Below are 695 nucleotides of genomic sequence, written 5' to 3'. Positions count from 1 at the left end.
CGATGACCACCAAACCGGCCCCGGGCGCCGACAAACGCAGCGGACGCTGGGCGGGCTTCGCCAAGACCGAGTGCGGCATCCACGTCCAGCCGTAGCCACCCGATTTCGGCGCGGTCGGCCCGGAGCCCCTGCGTGAGGACGCAGATATCGTGCCCAGGTCAGGACCGCGGCCCCGCCGGTGCCCCAGGAATGGGCGCTGACGGAAACCAGGAACCCGCCGGCCGCGGTTGCGGCGACACACAAGCCCAGGGTGACGGGGCCGCCTCCGGGGCGCAGGTCGCGATCACCGAAAGCGATGCGGGCATGTTGCATCGGCGGCGATTCGGGACGGCGCACTGCCGGGGCAGCCTCGAGTCGACGAGCACTGGGCGAACTCACCCGCCCGATGATGCCGCCCGGCCCTGATAAAAGAGACGTTATGCCCTGCCGCGCTGGGGTCTGGTGAGGAAAACATGGACATCGAAGTCCGTCGAAACTCGACATAGGGAAGGCCAGGTTTCTTGCATGACCGCACAGCCGGGGCTCATGACGGCCAAGGTTTGACGTTCACCGCTGTGGCGTGCGTTGCCCACGCCACCCTCCTGTGATGTCTACGTTGAAGGCCAACGAGGTTCGTATGCGACCGGCGAAGCCACCGATGCCGCCGCCGGTCTAAAGAAAGCTCGCAGCAATGGATTTCGCGATACTTCCGCCGG

General features: G+C 66.6%; 1 pseudogene. It reads left to right on the top strand.

Going from position 1 to position 695, the window contains the following annotated elements:
- A pseudogene (locus tag F6Q13_RS18880) lies at window positions 1-95 on the top strand (phosphoadenosine phosphosulfate reductase); the annotation flags it as partial.
- Between the last annotated feature and the right edge of the window lie 600 nt (window positions 96-695).

It is taken from the genome of Mycobacterium sp., from assembly GCF_008709575.1.
In the GTDB taxonomy this organism is placed as follows: domain Bacteria; phylum Actinomycetota; class Actinomycetes; order Mycobacteriales; family Mycobacteriaceae; genus Mycobacterium.
The sequence above is the reverse complement of the archived record's forward strand: the minus strand, read 5'-3'. Positions and strand labels throughout refer to the sequence as shown.